Annotated in this window: 1 protein-coding gene and 1 pseudogene; both read left to right on the forward strand. The window is 78.5% G+C overall.

Annotated elements, in window-relative coordinates:
• A pseudogene (locus tag IDM29_RS16725) lies at nucleotides 1-257 on the forward strand (hypothetical protein); the annotation flags it as partial.
• A partial coding sequence (locus IDM29_RS16730) for a GTPase (RefSeq protein ID WP_255500386.1) occupies nucleotides 254-1283 on the forward strand: 1030 nt, incomplete at its 3' end. The pseudogene IDM29_RS16725 and the gene IDM29_RS16730, both read left to right, overlap by 4 nt.

Consider the following 1283-nt stretch of genomic DNA (forward strand, 5'->3'; position numbering starts at 1 on the left):
GCGGGCCCGAGGCCGGCGCCGTCGTGGTGGCGGCCGCCGCCGGGCTCGAGCCGGCGCGTGCGCTCGTGTCCGAGGTCCTGGGCGACGCGGGTGGCGAGGTGGTCGAGCGCGGGACGCAGGAGCTGCTCGCGCTCGTGGCCGCCGAGGTCCGCCGGGGCGGGGAGCCCGGGCGGGCCGTGCTCGACGCTCCGGACCTCGCGGCCGACGCGGCCTCGCTGCTGCGCCTGCGGGGCGCCGTGCTGAAGGCGGTCCGATGACGACGGATGAGGCGATGACGACCCCCGGGCCGGGCGCAGGCGTGCGCACGGCCGCGCTGCTCGAGCGCGTGGCCCGGCTCGAGGGCGCGGTCGACGCGGTCGGGAGCCGGGTGCCGACCGCGACGTCCGCCGCGGTGCGACGCGCGCTCACCACGGTGCGGGAGCGCCTCGCCCTCGGCGCCGACCACACCGTCGTGGCCCTGGTGGGCGGCACCGGATCGGGCAAGTCGAGCCTGTTCAACGCGCTCAGCGGGCTGGCCTTCGCGGACGTCGGTGTGCGGCGCCCCACGACGGCCGAGCCCTCCGCGTGCGTCTGGGCCCACGACGCGACGGCCCTCCTCGACTGGCTCGACGTGGCACCGGACCGCCGGATCGTGCGCGAGAGCGCCCTCGACGGCGAGTCGCAGGCCGACCTGCGCGGCCTGGTCCTGCTCGACCTGCCCGACCACGACTCGGTGGAGCCGGCGCACCGCGAGGTGGTCGACCGGCTGCTCCCGCTGGCCGACCTGCTCGTCTGGGTCGTCGACCCGCAGAAGTATGCGGACGACGCGCTGCACGCCGGGTACCTGCGGCGGCTCACCGGGCGCGACGCGGCGATGCTCGTGGTGGTCAACCAGACCGACACGGTCCCGGAGCACGCTCGGGCCGGCCTGGTCGACGACGTCGCCCGTCTGCTCCAGGCCGACGGCCTGCCGGGCGTCGCGGTGCACGCCGTCTCCGCCCGTACGGGCGAGGGCGTGCGGGAGCTGCGCCGCGTCCTGGCGGATCACGTCGCGGGCAGCACGCTGGCCGAGGTCCGTGCCGCCGCCGAGATCGACGGGGCGGCGCTCCTGCTGGCGCGCGACCTCGGGTCGTCGGAGACGGCGCCGGAGGAGCTCCCGCGGGCCGAGGCCGTCGACGCGCTCGCGGACGCCTCCGGGCTCGCCTCGGCGGTCGGCGTGGTCGCGGCCGGTCCGGGGCGTGGCCGCACGGTCCGCGCGTTCGTCGAGCCCGTGCAGCGCGACCGGGTGGCCCGGCTGCGCTCCC

The sequence above is a fragment of the Actinotalea sp. JY-7885 genome, assembly GCF_014525465.1.
Classification (GTDB): Bacteria; Actinomycetota; Actinomycetes; order Actinomycetales; family Cellulomonadaceae; genus Actinotalea.